This window comes from Haloplanus sp. CK5-1 (genome assembly GCF_037201915.1).
In the GTDB taxonomy this organism is placed as follows: Archaea; Halobacteriota; Halobacteria; order Halobacteriales; family Haloferacaceae; genus Haloplanus; species Haloplanus salilacus.
Map to the genome: position 1 here is coordinate 2,252,012 of NZ_CP147505.1, position 15,151 is coordinate 2,267,162.

At 68.1% G+C, this 15,151-nt stretch carries 15 protein-coding genes and 1 pseudogene; all 16 read right to left on the reverse strand.

Going from position 1 to position 15,151, the window contains the following annotated elements; translation table 11 throughout:
• Positions 1–286 precede the first annotated feature (286 nt).
• Positions 287–1,498, reverse strand: a pseudogene (locus NBT81_RS11925) (ABC transporter ATP-binding protein); the annotation flags it as partial.
• The gene (locus NBT81_RS11930) at positions 1,495–2,574 is read right to left on the reverse strand and encodes an ABC transporter ATP-binding protein (protein WP_338738809.1); all 1,080 of its coding nucleotides are present in this window, start codon (positions 2,572–2,574) and stop codon (positions 1,495–1,497) included. The pseudogene NBT81_RS11925 and the gene NBT81_RS11930, both read right to left, overlap by 4 nt.
• Positions 2,574–3,740, reverse strand: a complete 1,167-nt coding sequence (locus tag NBT81_RS11935; protein WP_338738811.1) for an ABC transporter permease — start codon at positions 3,738–3,740, stop codon at positions 2,574–2,576. Before NBT81_RS11935 ends, NBT81_RS11930 begins: the two co-directional genes overlap by 1 nt.
• Entirely contained in the window at positions 3,740–4,708 is a 969-nt protein-coding gene (locus NBT81_RS11940) for an ABC transporter permease (RefSeq protein WP_338742551.1), read from the reverse strand. Before NBT81_RS11940 ends, NBT81_RS11935 begins: the two co-directional genes overlap by 1 nt.
• Before the next feature lie 31 nt (positions 4,709–4,739).
• Positions 4,740–6,560: an ABC transporter substrate-binding protein gene (locus NBT81_RS11945; protein WP_338738813.1), complete on the reverse strand. Its 1,821-nt coding sequence runs from the start codon at positions 6,558–6,560 to the stop codon at positions 4,740–4,742.
• 105 nt (positions 6,561–6,665) lie between these two features.
• Positions 6,666–7,232 carry a hypoxanthine/guanine phosphoribosyltransferase gene (gene hpt / locus NBT81_RS11950; protein WP_338738814.1) on the reverse strand — a complete coding sequence of 189 codons (567 nt, stop codon included), beginning with the start codon at positions 7,230–7,232 and terminating at the stop codon, positions 6,666–6,668.
• Between the two features lie 225 nt (positions 7,233–7,457).
• On the reverse strand, positions 7,458–7,655 hold the full coding sequence (locus NBT81_RS17360) for an archaellin/type IV pilin N-terminal domain-containing protein (RefSeq protein WP_425498790.1): 198 nt from the start codon (positions 7,653–7,655) through the stop codon (positions 7,458–7,460).
• Positions 7,652–8,086, reverse strand: coding sequence for a universal stress protein (locus NBT81_RS11960; protein ID WP_338738816.1), 435 nt, complete (start codon positions 8,084–8,086; stop codon positions 7,652–7,654). Before NBT81_RS11960 ends, NBT81_RS17360 begins: the two co-directional genes overlap by 4 nt.
• Before the next feature lie 49 nt (positions 8,087–8,135).
• The gene (locus NBT81_RS11965; protein WP_338738818.1) at positions 8,136–9,884 is read right to left on the reverse strand and encodes a Na(+)/H(+) antiporter subunit D; all 1,749 of its coding nucleotides are present in this window, start codon (positions 9,882–9,884) and stop codon (positions 8,136–8,138) included.
• Entirely contained in the window at positions 9,881–11,584 is a 1,704-nt protein-coding gene (locus NBT81_RS11970; protein ID WP_338738820.1) for a proton-conducting transporter membrane subunit, read from the reverse strand. Before NBT81_RS11970 ends, NBT81_RS11965 begins: the two co-directional genes overlap by 4 nt.
• Positions 11,581–13,077, reverse strand: coding sequence for a proton-conducting transporter membrane subunit (locus NBT81_RS11975; protein WP_338738822.1), 1,497 nt, complete (start codon positions 13,075–13,077; stop codon positions 11,581–11,583). The genes NBT81_RS11970 and NBT81_RS11975 overlap by 4 nt, the downstream gene beginning before the upstream one ends.
• Positions 13,070–13,435, reverse strand: a complete 366-nt coding sequence (locus tag NBT81_RS11980) for a cation:proton antiporter subunit C (protein WP_338738824.1) — start codon at positions 13,433–13,435, stop codon at positions 13,070–13,072. The genes NBT81_RS11975 and NBT81_RS11980 overlap by 8 nt, the downstream gene beginning before the upstream one ends.
• Positions 13,432–14,001 (reverse strand): MnhB domain-containing protein, encoded by a 570-nt coding sequence (locus NBT81_RS11985; RefSeq protein WP_338738826.1) that lies wholly within the window; start codon positions 13,999–14,001, stop codon positions 13,432–13,434. The genes NBT81_RS11980 and NBT81_RS11985 overlap by 4 nt, the downstream gene beginning before the upstream one ends.
• Positions 13,998–14,534: a DUF4040 domain-containing protein gene (locus tag NBT81_RS11990; RefSeq protein ID WP_338738828.1), complete on the reverse strand. Its 537-nt coding sequence runs from the start codon at positions 14,532–14,534 to the stop codon at positions 13,998–14,000. Before NBT81_RS11990 ends, NBT81_RS11985 begins: the two co-directional genes overlap by 4 nt.
• Positions 14,531–14,869, reverse strand: a complete 339-nt coding sequence (mnhG, locus tag NBT81_RS11995; protein ID WP_338738830.1) for a monovalent cation/H(+) antiporter subunit G — start codon at positions 14,867–14,869, stop codon at positions 14,531–14,533. The genes NBT81_RS11990 and mnhG overlap by 4 nt, the downstream gene beginning before the upstream one ends.
• A complete protein-coding gene (locus NBT81_RS12000; RefSeq protein WP_338738832.1) occupies positions 14,866–15,150 on the reverse strand; it encodes a cation:proton antiporter in 285 nt (94 codons plus the stop codon). The genes mnhG and NBT81_RS12000 overlap by 4 nt, the downstream gene beginning before the upstream one ends.
• Between the last annotated feature and the right edge of the window lies 1 nt (position 15,151).

Below are 15,151 nucleotides of genomic sequence, written 5' to 3' on the forward strand. Positions count from 1 at the left end.
CGTACAGCTCGTCGGCGGCGGCGTCGGCCCGCCCAGTCAGGAGGGCGTCGACTGCGGCCCCGACCGATCGCTCGGCGGCCGAATCCGAGAGCGGTTCGGGCAGTCGGAAGGCCGCCCGGACGGCGAGACGGTCGAGGTCACCCTCGCGGTCGGTCTCGTCGGCACACCGCTCGCGGAGGTGGTCGAGTACCGTCTGCTCCGGGGCGTCGGCGAGCGTCGCGACCCACGTTCGCAGTTCGGTGACCGCCTCCCACTCGTCCGACCCGAGGTCGGTGTCGGTCGGGACCAGCCCCGGACGTTCGCGCCGGCACACCGTCGGGAAGGCGTCGGCCAGACGCTCGGCCGCCCCGTCGGTGTCGCCGTCGAAGACCCGGTCGAGCGCCGTCGACAGCGCCGACTCGGCCGCCGGGTCGGCCAACTCCGCCGGTACACCGAACTCCTCGCGGATCGCCGCCCTGACTGCGTCGGGGTCGGCCGTCTCGGAGTCGTCGTCCGCCGCGGCGTACCGCCGGGCTGCGTCGAGGTCGAGGCCCTCGTCGGCGACGCGCAGGCGGAGGTTCAACACCGCCCGCCACGTCCCCTCGTCGATGTCGTAGTCCTCGTCGAGGATCACCTCCGGACAGCGGGTGTGGAACCGACAGCCCGGCGGCGGGTCGGACGGACTCGGCACGTCCCCCGTGAGGCGTGTTCCCTGCCCCCGACGGCGTGGGTCGGCGATCGGTGTCGAGCCGAGTAGCGCGCGGGTGTAGGGGTGCTGGGGATCCTCGAACAGCCGTTCGACCGGTGCCGTCTCGACGATTTCGCCCAGGTACATCACCGCCACACGGTCGCACACCTCACGGACGACCCCCAGGTCGTGGCTGATGACGACGATGGCGAGACCGAACGCCGACTGGAGGCGGTCGATCAGGTCGAGGATGTCGGCCTGGACGCTCACGTCGAGGGCGCTGACGGGTTCGTCGGCGACGATCAGGTCGGGGTTGATGACGAGCGCCCGGGCCAGCGCGACCCGCTGTTTCTGGCCGCCGGAGAACTCGTGGGGGTAGCGGTCCATGTCGTCGGCGTCGAGGCCGACACGCTCGAGTAGGTCGCCCACGATCCGTCGGCGTCGCTCCCCGTCGCGCATCCCGTGGACGCGTAGCGGTTCGGCCACCGACTCGCCGATGCTCATCCGGGGGTCGAAACTCGACGTGGGGTCCTGAAACACCATCTGGGCACGGCGGCGGAACCGCTTCAGTGCCGTGTCGTCGTACGCGGTCACGTCCTCGCCGTCGAAGACGATCCGACCGTCGGTCGGCTCTTCGAGTCGGAGCGTTGTCGTCGCGGCGGTCGATTTGCCACAGCCGGATTCGCCGACGAGCCCCAGCGTCTCCCCGCGGTCGACGGTGAAACTGACGCCGTCGACGGCGCGGACCCGCCCCACCTCGTTCCGGAGGACGCCCTCCGTGACCGGGTAGTGCTTGGTCAGTCCCTCCACCTCGAGCAACGGTCGACTCATCGGTCCGACCCCGCGTCGGTTGCGTGGCCACCGTCGGCAGCGGTGTCGTCCGCGGGCACCGAACCGCCATCTCCCTCCCGGACGACCGACGGGTCGCCGCCGGGTTCGTAGTGGACACACGAGACGACGTGGTCCGGGTCGCCGTCGACCGGCGTCGCCGGCGGCTGGTCGCCCTCCCGGCAGGCGTCGATAGCGTGGGGACACCGGGGGTGGAACCGACAGCCGTCCGGCGGATCGGTCGGCGAGGGGAGTTGGCCGCCGATCGAACCGGTTCCCTCACCCCGTCCCGGGAGGCAGTCGAGCAGCGCGCGGGTGTAGGGGTGGGAGGGGCGCTCGAACACGTCGAAGACGTCGCCACGCTCCATCACCTTCCCCGCGTACATCACGACCACGCGGTCGGCCACCTCGGCGACGACCCCGAGGTCGTGGGTGATCAGCAGGATGCTCATGTCGAACTCAGTCTGGAGGTCGTCGAGGAGGGTGAGGATCTGGTTCTGGATCGTCACGTCGAGGGCCGTCGTCGGCTCGTCGGCGATCAACAGGTCGGGGTCGGTCGCGAGCGACATGGCCAGCGCTATCCGCTGTTTCATCCCGCCCGAGAACTCGTGTGGGTAGTCGTCGAACCGGCGGGTCGCCTCGGGAATCCCCACGCGATCCAGCAGGTCGACCGCCCGGCTGCGGGCACTCTCCTGGTCCACGTCCTCGTGGAGTTGGATCGCCTCGACGATCTGCCAACCGACGGTGTAGACGGGGTTGAGCGCGCCCTGTGGGTTCTGGAATACGTGGGCGATGCGCCCGCCTCGGAGGTCCCGGAGCGCGTCGTCGGAGAGTGTCGTGAGGTCGTCCTCGTCGAAGACGACCTCGCCGTCGGCTATCTCGCCCGGCGGCGACCGGATCAGCCGGGTGATCGATTCGCCGGTGACGGTCTTGCCACTGCCCGACTCGCCGACGATACAGACGGTCTCGCCCCGATCGACGTCGAAACTGACGCCGTCGACGGCGCGGACGAGTCCCTCGTTGGTGTGGAAGACGGTTCGCAGGTCGCGGATCGAGAGGAGTGGATCGGCGTCGGACATTATGTCTCCTGTCGCGGGTCGAGCGCGTCGCGAAGCGCGTCGCCCATGAAGTTGAACGCGAGGATGGTCGTGAAGAGGAAGACGCCGGGGAAGGTGGACACCCACCACGCCGTCGAGAGGTCGCTGCGTCCGTTGGCGATCACCTGGCCCCACGAGGGGACGGTCGGATCGCCCAGCGAGAGGAAGGAGAGAGAGGCCTCGAAGAGGATGAAGCCGGGGATGAGCAGCGTCGCCGCCGTGATGACGCTGTTCGAGACGTTGGGGACGAGGTGACGACGGATCACGTAGAGGGTCCCGGCCCCGGTGCCGCGGGCGGCGGTCACGTACGCCTCCTCGGCACGCTGGAGCGCCTCGGAGCGGACTAGCCGTGCGATCGACCCCCATCCCGTCAACCCGAAGATGACGATGAACATGAACAGGCTCCCGCCGAAGAGGTAGGTGAGCAGGAGATAGAGGAAGAAGGCGGGGAAGACGAGTTGGACGTCGACGTAGCGCATCAGCAGTTCGTCGACGAGGCCGCCGCCGTAGGCCGCGACGGTGCCGACGGCCGTCCCGATGGTCACCACGAGTAGCGTCGAGATCAGGCCGACCTTCATGCTGACCTGCATCCCGTAGACGATCAGGACGAGGATGTCCTTGCCGTCGCCGGTGGTGCCGAGCGGGTGTGCCATCGTCCCCTGGCACCGGCCGTCGGCCACCTCGCCGAGACAGTTCACCGGGACGGAGGAGTCGACGGAGAGGTAGGCTGGGGGCTGGTAGGCCTGATCGAGAGCGAGCGTCGGCTGATCCAGCAGGATCGGACCGACGGTCCCGACCAGGAACACGACGACGAGGTACACCAGACTCAGGACGGCCATCCGGTTCTTGCGGAACTCCCGCCAGTAGTAGGCGGTCAGCCGGCGGTTGCCGTAGAGCGGCACGACGACGTAAAACAGAAGCGCGAGCAGCGTCGTCACGAACAGCCAGTCGAGTTGCGTGACGTTCCACTCGACCGGGACCGTGACCGTCGGTTGGTCCGCGGGCACGACGACGAAGTCGTAACAGAACGCGGCGACGAGGGCGAGAACGGCGAGCAACGCCCCCCGGTCGCGCCGGGAGAGCGTCGACAGCCGCCCGCCCGTCTCCGTCCAGTCGACCGACTCGAAGGTGTCGGGTTCCCCGCCCATCAGCGATCACCGTAGTCGATCCGTGGGTCGAGCACCGTGTACGCCACGTCCTGGATCAGGTTGCCGACGACCGAGACGAACGTGAAGATGAGCGTCGTCCCGAGCACCAGCGACGTGTCCTGTGCGATGATGGCGTTGTACGACAACTGTCCCAGTCCGGGGATACCGAACACCACCTCGACGAGATAGGACGCGGCGAGGAAGATTCCGAGGATATCGCCGACGAGGATGGTCATCAGCGGTACTGCGGCCGGGCGCAGGATGTGTCGGGTGAGGATGCGGTAGCCGTCCGCCCCCTTCGCTCGGGCCGTCTTGACGAACTCGGCTTCGACGTACTCCAACGCCTCGGCCCGGGAGTAGCGCATGATGCCCGCGATGGTCCCGGTCACCAACACGACGACGGGGAGGACGAGTTGGCGAACCATCCCGAGGCTGAAGATGGGGACGTCGGAGTCGAACACCACGGGGAACCAGCCGAGTTGGACCCCGAACACGAGGAGGAGAATGATGGCAAACCAGAAGTTCGGGATGGCGTAGCCGAAGAAGGCGAAAAAGGTCGCGGCGTAGTCGGTCTTGGTGTACTGGTGGGTCGCCGAGTAGAGACCGATCGACAGCCCGAGTAGGATCGACAGGACCGTCGTGGGGACGGAGTAGACGGCGGTGTAGGGGAGCGCACTGGCGATTGCCTCGATCACCGGCTGTGAGCGGCTCTCGGACCACCCCCAGTTCAGGGTCGCCATGTTGATCATATACTCGCGGTAGCGGTCCCACAGCGACCGGTCGAGGCCGCGACGGGCCTCGAAGGCCTCCTCGGCCGCCTCGGCGGACCCCCCGCTTGCGGCCGCCTGGAACTGCAGTTGCTCGGCGGCGGGGTTCGGCGTGATGGCGAGCAGTCCCCACGTGATCGAGAGGATGAGAAACGTCGCCACGACCGCCCACGCCAGCCGCCGAACCACGTACCAGCGCATGCTCACCGGTCGGATCGACCCCCAGCCGCGCTCACTCGAAGTACCATGTCTGGGAGTCCCATCCGGTGTTGAACTCTTCGCCGTAGCCCCGCACGTCGTCGGCGTAGCCCGTCACGCTCGACGGCATCGTGAGGAAGCCGAAGGGTTGTTCCTCGCTGATGAGGCCGAACGCCTCGCCGAACAGTTCGCGGCGCCGTTCCTCGTCGGTCGTCGCCGTCGCCTCCTCGTACAGTGCCCCGATGTCCTCGTCGGGGTAGTAGCCGTAGAAGTTGATGCCACCACGCCGCTCGAAGAAGCCCTTGCTCGACGCGGGCGTGAAGGGGTAGGTGTTGAACTGGAGGTTGATCGACATGTCCCACGACTCGGCGCTCGTGGCCACGTCGCGCGGCCCGCCGTTGAACGTGCCGGCGGTCCACTCCGGATCGGACCCCTCCGGAGCGGAGGTCTGGACGTAGTTACTCTGGAACGTCGACGCCGAGATTGCCTCGGGTTTGACGGCGATGCCGGCGTTCTCCTCGAACTCCTGGGCGACGAACTCGGCGACGGTCCCTTCTGTCGGCTGGCCGGAGTCGTAGTAGATGGAGAGGGTCACTTGCTCCCCGTCGCCGTCGACGAGACGGTCGCCGTCGTAGGCGTACTCCGTGTCCGACAGCGCCGATTCGAGTCGGGAGCGGGTGGTCTCCGGGCCGTACCGGTCCCCGACGCCGAACGCCTCGACCTCGCTGTCGTCGTACCACTCCGACCACTCGGGCTGCATGGTCTGGGCGACGTCCGCGTACCCGCGGTAGATGTTGCTCGCCACCGTCTCCTTGTCGACGGCGAACCCGAGCGCCCGCCGCACCGCCTTCGAGCGGAACGGCTCCCAGCCGTTCGCCCGCATGTTGTAGACGATCAGGCGGAGGTACGGCTGGGATGTGACGTTGACTTCGACGTTCGGCAGGTTCTCGAACCGCTGGGCTTTGTCCGGCGGGATGCCTGCCGAGTCCACCTCGCCGGACTCCAGTGCGCCGAGGCGGGTGCTCTCCTCGCTGATGACGTTCACGACCTGTTCGTCGAAGTACGGCGCTTCGCCGAACCGGTCGGGAATCCCGTCGACGTCCTGCAAGTAGTAGTCCTCGTTGCGTGTGACAGTGTACCGTGAGGACTGCTCCCACGACTCGTAGGTGTACGGCCCGAGGTTGCCGGTGTAGGCCAGCGAGTTGAGTTCCTCGTCCTGTTCGAGGCCTTCGGTGTCCTTGTTCGGGACGTACTTCTCGAGGATCCCTTTGGGGATACACTGCTGTCGCCAGAGCACCGGCTTGAACGGGAAGGAGGGATCCGTCTCGAACAGACGGATCTCGAAGGTGCGGGTGCCCGTCCGCTCGACCGGGATCGGTTCGCGCTGCCCCGAGTCGGGGTTCACCCGGAACCAGTCGCCCGCGTTGGGGTAACCACTCCAGTTGGGCTGGGCCTGAAACACGTTCTCGATCATGTACACCCAGTCCTCGGCGGTCATCTCGCCGTATCCGGCCCCCCACTCCAGGTTCTCTCGGAGTCGAATCTCGTAGACTCGCCCGTCGTCGGTTTCGTAGTCGGCCCACAGGGGGAAGATCTCCCGGTCGGGCGTGATCGCCCACGTCCCGTCGAGCGTGGCGGTGATGTACGACCCGGACGTGGAGTCGGCGATGGTCAGCCAGTTGAGCGACTGCGCGTCGACGCTGGACGCCGAGACGTACTGTCCCTGGACGCTCGGTTCCCCGTCGCCGTTGCCACCACCCCCGTCGCCCGAACACCCCGCGAGTCCGGCGACCCCCGCCGTCCCGAGGAGTTTCAACAGATCACGACGCCCCGGGCGACCCGTCGTGTCCGACACGCCGCGGCGGTCGTTACCAGACGGCATACTCGTTCAAAACGGCGGGGTCAACTAATACCCATCGGTCGGTGTGACGAACCGACCGACGCCGCCGCAGTCCGGCGACTACCCGTCGCCCTGCGGGTCGGTGATGACGACCTCGCCGTCCTCGACAGTGACGTTGATGAGCGTCTTGACGCTGTAGCCGGCGTCGTCGAGTTCGTTCGGCCCCGCCTTCTTGATGACGGCGACGACGTCGACCACGTCGGCACCGATGTGTTCCAGCGAGTCGAGGATCGCTTTCATCGTCCCGCCGGTCGACAGTACGTCGTCGAGGACGAGGACCTTGTCGCCGGCCTCCACGTCGTTGATGTACATCTCGCTCTCGGAGTACCCGGTTTGGGCCGACAGCGACACCTCGCCGTCGAGACCGTACTGGCGTTTCCGGATCACGACCAGCGGCACGTCGGTCATCAGCGAGACGGCGGTGGAGATGTGGATCCCCATCGCCGCCGGGGTGACTATCTTGTCCACGTCCTCCAGATCCGCCTTGCGGATAATCTTGATGACGATTTCGCGAAGGAGTTCTGGACGGAGCATCGGCACCCCGTCGCTGACGGGGTGGACGAAGTACTCGTACTCCCCTTTCTCGATGATCGGCGCGTCGAGAAGCGACTGCCGCAACTGATCCATGCTGACCGTACCGAGCGTCGAGAATAAAAGCTGGCGGTTCTCAGTTTTCCGGGGCGGATCCGCGGGCGAGCACCGCCGACCCCCCGTCGTCGTCGAACGTCCCGTCGCTCACTCGTGTCGTCGGGTCGTCCGCGGCGGGGACGATGTCGCCGCCGTCGTGAGTGTCGTCACGCTATTCTCGCCGAAGTCGAACTCGGGGTTCAGTTGAGGAGGCACTTCCGACAGCTAGTCGACACCCAACATGAACGGCCCGACGGTCGCGGCGACGACGACGGTGATGGCCACCATCAGGGCGGTCCCGACCACTTCGCTCTGGGCGTCGTCTTCGGCCAGCAGTCGATGGGGTCGCCCCCCGATTCGCGACGTCGTTTCGGGATAAAGCCACTCCGGTGGGGGCGAACCGCCGGAGTAGATCCGCCTCAGGCGTCCCGCGGTGGCACCGTCAACACCGGCGTGTCGGCGGTCCGGACGACCCGATCGGCGACACTCCCGAGGACGACGTGGGCCACTCCCGTCCGGCCGTGCGTTCCCATCACGATCAGGTCGACGTCCTCCGCGTCGGCGTACTCACCGATGCGCTGGGAGGGGACACCGTGTCTGATCACCTCGACTGCCTCGACGCCGGCGGTCTCGGCCCGGTCTAGGGCGTCCGCTGTCGGTCGTTCGGTCGACGCCTCGACCAGTTCCATCACGTCCGCGTGGCTCGCGTCCGTCCCGATGGGGCTCATCCGGACGTCGACCACGTAGAGCACGTGGAGCGTCGCACCGTGTGCCTTCGCGAGGTCGACGGCGTGTTCGGTCGCGGCGGCTGCACCGGCGCTCCCGTCCACCGGGAGGAGGATCGTCTCGTACATGTCGTCTCCGACACACTGGGCGGCAAAACGATTGGGGGTCCGTCGCCGGCTACACGACGCCCAACCACACCAGCACACCCCCGAGGACGACCATGAGGATGAAGATGCTACTGCCGATGTTGGCGCGGAAGCGGGAGAGTGGCCCGGGGTCGACGCGTATGGCGGCTCCGCGGTCGGCGAGTGCGACGGCGGCGCGGTCGACCGCCGCGTACGTCTCCGTGACGCCGTGGACGAGCGCCCGCGTCCCGTAGAAGACCAACGGATTGTAGCCCGCGTCCACGTCGGGCATCCGCCCGATCTTCGACAGCGGCTTCTTCAGTGCCGCGAAGCCGACGACGCCCGCCGCGGCGAGAGCCACGCCCTCGACCACGTGGGGGACGGTGTAGGTGTGATAGACGTGGGCGACGACGCTTCCGTCGGTAACGTCGAAGGGCAGCAGTCCGAACAGCGCACCGTCGAAGACGCCGTAGGCCACACACAGTCCCGCGACGAGCAGCATCGGAATCCGCTGTGTCCACGGGGCTGGCGCCACGTCGTCGCCCTCGTATGGGCCGTGGAGGAAGGCGTAGTAGCCGAACTTGATGAACGACAGGAAGGTTCCGACGCCGCCGACGAGGAGGAGCAACTCCAGCGTGTAGAAGTCGCCGACGACGAGTGGCCCCTTCACGAACGTGTAGTGGCTGGCGGAGATGACGATACCCTTGCTGACGAAGCCGTTGAAGCCGGGAAAGCCGGCGATGGAGAGCGCTGCGACGGTGAAGGCTACGGCGGTGACGGGCATCTTCCGCGCGAGGCCGCCGAGGTACTTCAGGTTCTCCTCGCCGGTGCTGTAGACCACCGCGCCGGCGGTCATGAACAGGAGGCTCTTGTAGAGGATGTGGTTGAAGACGTGGCCGAACGCGCCCGCCTGCGCCAGCGCGCTGCCGATGCCGACGCCCGCGACCATGTAGCCCACCTGCGACTGGATGTGGTAGGAGAGCAGGCGGCGCATGTCGTTCTGGAGGAGGGCGGCGCCGGCCCCGAAGACGGCCATCGCGCCACCCATGTAGGCGATCCAGAGGTGGCCGTCGGGGAACGCCCGGTACATACCGTAGACCCCCGTCTTGGTGGTGTAGACACAGAGGAAGACGCTGGCCGCGATGTGGGGTCGCGGGTAGGTGTCGGGGAGCCACGCGTGCAGGCCGATGAAGCCGACGTTGACGCCGATGCCGAGGGCGGCGAGGAGCTGTGGCACCGTCCCGACCATCCCGTCGGCGGCGCTGAAGAGCACGGAGCCGACGGCGGCGTAGTGCCACACGATGGCCGCGAGCAGGAGGCTCCCCCCGATGCCGTGGAGGAGCGCGTACCGGAAGCCGGCGCGCACGGCCTTGCCGCCGTAGTCCCAGACCAGCAACGTGCTCGTCACCGCCATCAACTCCCACCAGACGATCAGAGTCAGCCAGTCGCCGGCGAAGACGGCGCCGAGGCCCGACCCGACGTAGGTGAGCGCGTAGGCCGTCTGCTTGCTCTCCGCGCCGGTCGCCCACGAGTAGCCGACGGCGACGGTGCCGATGAACGCGAAGACGAGGCCGACGACCCACGAGAACGGATCGACGTTGAAGAAGACGGCGTCGAAGCCGAACAGCCGCCCGGTCAGGTGTGTCCCTTCGGGGACGACCCAGATCCAGACCGTCACGAGCGCCGTCGTCCCCCCGCCGAGCAGGTGGGCGAGGCGGCGTCGGCCGCCGGCGAGGCCGGTCGCGAGCGCCGCGGCGAGGACGACGATTCCCGGCGGGAGGGCGGTGAGCGGTCCCGTCACAGGACACTCACCCCCGTCGCGCCTTCGACGACGACGTCGACGAGGCGCAGGAACACCGCCGTCTCGGGGATCACGCCGATGAGGACTGCGCCAGTCATCGCCGCGAGAATGGGGCCGAGTATGAACCACGTGCTCTCACCGCCGAGCCACCCGCGGCGCTCCCAGCCGCCGGCGGGCGGGCCACCGTGGTGGTCGTCGTGTGCGTCGTCGTGTGCGTCGTCGTATCCGTGCTCGTCGTGTCCGTGGTCATCGTGGTCGTCGTGCCCGCCGTCGGTGACGGCACCGGAGTCGGGCGACGGCGTCTCGGGGAGGATCGACCGCGTCTCGCCGCCGAGGGGGAACTCCACGAGCGGTTTGGCGTCGTGTTCGTCCTCGGCCTCGAAGAAGGCCTGGTAGAAGACGGGCCAGAAGTACGCGATGTTGAGGACGCCCGAGACGAGGAGGACGACGGCGAAGACGCTCTGTTCGGCGCTCACGCTCCCGATCAGGAGGTACCACTTGCTGACGAATCCGGCGACCAGCGGGATGCCGGCCATGCCCGCGGCGGCGACGCCGAACGCGAGCATGGTCAGAGGCATCCGCTTGCCGATGCCCGCCATGTCGCTGATGTCGTCGGTGTGGGTCTCGACGTGGATGGCTCCCGCGGTGAAAAAGAGGGTGAGCTTCATGAACGCGTGGGCGGGGATGTGCAGCAGGCCGCCGACGATGGAGGTGGGATCGAGGATGGCGATGCCGAGGACGATGTAGGAGAGTTGGCTCACCGTCGAGAACGCCAGCCGGCGCTTGAGGTTGTCCTGTCGAAGCGCGATGACGCTGGCGAGCGTGAGCGTGGCGGCGGCGACGACGGCCAGCGGGAGCCCCAACCCCAGCGCACCGGTGAGGTCGACGCCGTACACGTCGAGGACGACCCGCGCGATGCCGAAGACGCCGCTCTTGACGACGGCGACGGCGTGGAGCAGCCCGGAGACGGGCGTCGGCGCGACCATCGCGTCGGGGAGCCACGAGTGCAGCGGCATGAGCGCCGCCTTGACGCCGAACCCGCCGATCAGGAGGACGAACGCCGCCCGCGCGAGGACGGGATCGGCGTCGACGAGGCCGGCGATGCCGCCCGCGGTGAAGCCGGTCGTACCGGTCATCGTGGCGACCAGAATCGTGCCCGCGAGGACGGCGACCCCGCCACCGAAGGTGTAGGCGAGGTACTTCCGGCCGGCCGCCCGCGCCTCGGCCGTCTCGTCGTGGGTGACCAAAGGATACGTGGCGACGGTCAGCAGTTCGTAGAAGACGAAGAGGGTGACGAGGTTTGCGGCGAAGGCGACGCCGAGCGCGGCGGCGACGCTCGCGGCGAAGGCGGCGAAGTAGCGGGTCTGATCGCCCTCGTCGAGCCCCCGCATGTAGCCGATGCTGTAGAAACTGGTGACGAGCCACAGCAGGCTCGCGACGGTCGCGAAGAGGAGGCCGAGCGGGTCGGCCCGCAGCGAGAGGTCGACGCCCGCGACCAGCGTCCCGAGGTGGGAGACGCGAACGGTCCCGTCGAGGGCGGCGGGGAGCATGCTCGCCACGAGCGCGAACGCGCCGCCGGCCGCGAGGACGGTCCAGCCCTCGCGGACGTCCGGTCGGCGGGCGGAGGCGAGGATCGGTACCACGGCGACCGCCGCGACTGCGACGGCCAGAGCCGGTCTGAGGGAGGCGATGTCGGTCATGAGGCGAGAAGGGTGTCGATCGTCGGTTCCAGCGCTATCTGCAGGTTCGTGACGACGAGGCCGAGGACGACGGCGACGACCGCCGCGAGGACGACGAGTGCGAGGGCGACCCGGCTCGGTCGATCCGGGCGCTCACCCTCACCTTCACCGCCGTCGGCCGCCGCGCGCACGCTCGGCGAGGCCGGCGCGACGAACATTCGCTCGATCAGCAGCGCGAAGTACGCGAGCGTCAAAAGCGTCGAGGCGAAGATGACGACCGCGACGGGCCACGTGCCCGCTCGCACCGCCCCGAGCGCGATGTACCACTTGCCGGCGAAGCCGACGGCGGGCGGCACGCCGACCATCGCGAGCATGAGGACGGCGCTCGCCCCCCCGAGGAACGGGAAGCGGTCGGCGAGGCCCGCGTACCCGTCGACGGTCGTGGCTCCGGTCAGGTCGTCGATCGTGCCGGCGGCGACGAACAGCCCGCCTTTCATGATCGCGTGGCCGACCAAGTGGACGACCGCGCCGAACACCGCGGCGGGGGTGCCGACCGCGAGCCCGACGACCACGAGGCCGTACTGCGAGACCGAGGAGTAGGCGAGCATCCGCTTGACTTCGGACTGGACGACCGCGAGGACGCTTCCGGCGACGATGCTCAGCGCCGCGAAGGCGACGATGGCGTCGCGGGCGACGGGGACGGCCTCGAAGAAGGCCGGCGTGTAGACGGTGTAGAGTAGTCGCAGGAGGGCGTAGGCGGCCACCGTCGACACGAGCGCGGAGATGAGCGCGCTCACGCTGTCGGGGGCGTCGTTGTAGGCGTCCGGTTGCCACGTGTGGAGTGGGAACAGCGCCGCTTTGGTCGCGAGGCCGACGACGATGAAGCCAAAGGAGGCGAGCACCAGCGGCGAGTCGTACCCCACCTGAGCCAGTTTCACCGAGAGGTCGGCCATGTTGAGCGTCCCGGTCGCGATCAGCGCGTAGCCGACGCCCAACAGATAGAGGGAGGCGGCGACGGTGCCGAAGAGGAGGTACTTGAGCGCCGCCACCGCGGATCGGCCCGTGCCGGCACTGGCGACCAGGGCGTAGGTCGCGAGTCCGGAGATCTCGAGGAAGACGTAGAGGTTGAACACGTCGCCGGTGACGGACATGCCGGAGAGTCCAGCCACGAGGAGGAGGTACTCGGTGTAGAAGGCGGTGCCGCCGGGGTCGTCGTCGACGGCGTAGAAGAGGACGCCGAGGGAGACGACGGCGACGAGGGAGACGACGACGGCCGACACCCCGTCGACGACGAGTTCGATCCCGTAGGGCGCGACGAAGCCGCCGACGCCGTTCGAGAGCGGCCCCTCGAGGAGCGCGCGCGATCCGATCCAGCCGGCGAGACCGACCTGACCGAGGAGGGTCAGCGCGGCCACCACCGGCGGACCGCGGTCGTCCAGCAGTCCGGCGGCCACCGCGAGCAACGCGCCGAGCAGCGGCACCGCGACCAGCAGCGGGACGAAAGTGTCAATCATCCGTCAGCACCTCCGAGAGGGTGTCCTCGTTGAGGGTGCCGTAACTGTCGTGGATGCGGACGACGAGGCCGAGTGCGACGGCGGTGAGGCTCACCCCGACCACGATGGCCGTCAGGATCAGGACGTGTGGGAGCGGGGAGACGAAGGGGCCACCGCCGCCGCCGCTCTCGACGACCGGCGAGCGCCCGTTCACGTGGTAGGCGCTCGTGATGAAGAAGACGAATATGCCCGTCTGGAAGACGTTGAGCCCGATGATCTTCTTCACCAAGTTGTCGCTCTCGATCATGACGTAGGCGCCGATGGCGAGGAGGAGAACGACGACGATGTACGTGTATCTGGTCGTGACGAGATCGATCATTCGGTATCCTCCTCCGCGCCGACCGTGACGCTGTTGATGCCGGTCCCGAGCAGGAAGAAGAGGCCGGTGATGACGCCGGCGACGACGACGCCGATGCCGACCTCGACGAGTTCGATGCTGTACTTGGTCCCGTGGTGCATCACGCTCTCGTAGCCGCCGACCTCGAGGAAGTTGTCGCCGACGAGATACCCGCCGAACCCGATGGTGAGGAAGGTGCCCACCCCCGCCAGGAGGAGGATCCCGAGATGCTCGTTTCGCAGGCGGTCGGCGACGGGATCGATACCGAACGCGAACCCCAGCATGACGACGGTCGTGGCGGCGATGACGCCGCCCTGGAAGCCGCCGCCGGCGGAACTCGCGCCGTGGAACATGACGAACACGCCGAGGGTCAACACGAACGGGGCGATGACCCGGACGGTCGTCATGATGATCGTGCTCTCGACGTACGGTGGGCGCTCCGTGGCGGGTCGGGAGACGCGCCCGGATCCGTCGGAGTCGGGAGCGACCCTCTGTTCGGTTGCCGCGTCGATGCCACTCGTCGTCTCTGGATCGTCGGGTCCACTCATACGAACTCCTCCTGTCGAAGGACGAGCAACATGGCGACGCCGGCCGCGAAGACGACCGCCACCTCGCCGAGCGTGTCGAACCCGCGGTAGCCGACGAGCACCGCCGTCACGACGTTCGTCACGTCGGTCTGCTCGTATGCGTTTTCGAGGTAGTACTGGCTCACTTCGCCGGCGAGGACCGGTGACGACGGATCGCCGACCGCCGGGAGCGCCGGTATCGTCGCGCCGACGGTGAGGACGACGGCGACGACGGCCAGCGCCGACCGGGGGCTGATCCCCTCGAACCGCTCGGACCGCGGGACGCTGGTGCGGGCGATAGTGAGCACGAAGAGGACGGTCGTGATGCCGGCACCGACTGCCGCCTCGGTGAGCGCCACGTCGGGGGCCCGCAACAGCGCCCAGAGGACGGCCACGCCGAAACTGTAGCCGGCGAAGGCGACGATGCTCGCGACCACGTCGTGGAGGACGGCCGCCACGAGCGCGCTCCCGATCATGAACAGGAGGACGGCCGCGACGGGCAGTGAGAGGCTCACGCGTCCCCCTCCTCTTCGTCGATCCACGGGGCGTCGACGTCGCCGGCAGGTTCGACGTTCTGTTCCTTTCCGGATCTGGCGATGGCGTGGGCGGCGGTCGGACTCGTCAGGAGCAGGAAGACCAACAGAAATCCCAGCTTCAGCGACTCGGTGGAGACGCCGAGGACGACGGCGACGCCGGCGACGGCGAGCACCGACCCGAGGGTGTCGCTCTTCGAGGCGGCGTGAAGTCGAGCGTAGAGGCCCGGCAACCGGAGGAGGCCGACGGTGGCGACGAACCCGAAGAAGGTACCACCGACCACGAGTGCGGCCGCGAGGTACTCGAGGGGTGTCATATGACGCCACCCCACTCGACGGTGAACTTCGAGACGGCGATGCTCATGACGAAGTTGAGCAGGGCGTACACCAGCGCGACGTCGAGATAGCCGTACTCGCCGAGCGCGACGCTCACCAGCGCGATGACGATGACGGTGTTGGTGCCGACGACGTTGATCGCGACGATGCGGTCCTGGGTGGTCGGGCCACGGAACACCCGGTAGAGGAGGGCGACCGCGAACAGCACGAACGCGCCGGCGGCGGCGAGGAAGATAGTCGAGAGGGTCCCGGAGACGGCCATC

Excerpts from the sequence above, each read along its gene's own strand:
- NBT81_RS11930 (WP_338738809.1), bottom strand. The coding sequence starts at position 2,574 with ATGTCCGACGCCGATCCACTCCTCTCGATCCGCGACCTGCGAACCGTC.
- NBT81_RS11935 (WP_338738811.1), bottom strand. The coding sequence starts at position 3,740 with ATGGGCGGGGAACCCGACACCTTCGAGTCGGTCGACTGGACGGAGACG.
- NBT81_RS11940 (WP_338742551.1), bottom strand. The coding sequence starts at position 4,708 with ATGCGCTGGTACGTGGTTCGGCGGCTGGCGTGGGCGGTCGTGGCGACG.
- hpt (WP_338738814.1), bottom strand. The coding sequence starts at position 7,232 with ATGGATCAGTTGCGGCAGTCGCTTCTCGACGCGCCGATCATCGAGAAA.
- NBT81_RS11960 (WP_338738816.1), bottom strand. The coding sequence starts at position 8,086 with ATGTACGAGACGATCCTCCTCCCGGTGGACGGGAGCGCCGGTGCAGCC.
- NBT81_RS11970 (WP_338738820.1), bottom strand. The coding sequence starts at position 11,584 with ATGACCGACATCGCCTCCCTCAGACCGGCTCTGGCCGTCGCAGTCGCG.
- NBT81_RS11975 (WP_338738822.1), bottom strand. The coding sequence starts at position 13,077 with ATGATTGACACTTTCGTCCCGCTGCTGGTCGCGGTGCCGCTGCTCGGC.
- NBT81_RS11980 (WP_338738824.1), bottom strand. The coding sequence starts at position 13,435 with ATGATCGATCTCGTCACGACCAGATACACGTACATCGTCGTCGTTCTC.
- NBT81_RS11985 (WP_338738826.1), bottom strand. The coding sequence starts at position 14,001 with ATGAGTGGACCCGACGATCCAGAGACGACGAGTGGCATCGACGCGGCA.
- mnhG (WP_338738830.1), bottom strand. The coding sequence starts at position 14,869 with ATGACACCCCTCGAGTACCTCGCGGCCGCACTCGTGGTCGGTGGTACC.
- NBT81_RS12000 (WP_338738832.1), bottom strand. The coding sequence starts at position 15,150 with ATGGCCGTCTCCGGGACCCTCTCGACTATCTTCCTCGCCGCCGCCGGC.